Source organism: Enterococcus malodoratus (assembly GCF_027659535.1).
GTDB classification, from domain to species: Bacteria; Bacillota; Bacilli; order Lactobacillales; family Enterococcaceae; genus Enterococcus_A; species Enterococcus_A malodoratus.
The window spans coordinates 1-235 of sequence record NZ_JAQDPG010000029.1 but is presented as its reverse complement, the minus strand read 5'-3'; positions in this window follow the sequence as shown (position 1 = coordinate 235).

Sequence of the window (235 nt, the reverse complement as noted above, 5' to 3'; positions counted from 1 at the left end):
TATATTCACCTTCTGCTCATTATTTTACCACAAGCAATATTTAAAGGAATAAGAAAATAGATTTAATAAATCGGCTAACTCAGCCTATCAAGTAAAAAAAGATGGCCATTGAAAATGTAGGAAAAGGGCCATCGAAAATGTAGGTTTTCGGCAATTTAGTTCCGGTAACCGAAGCGATTGCATAGGAAAAGACCGTTGGGCTGATTCCAACGGTCAATGAATTAGATTTAATTTA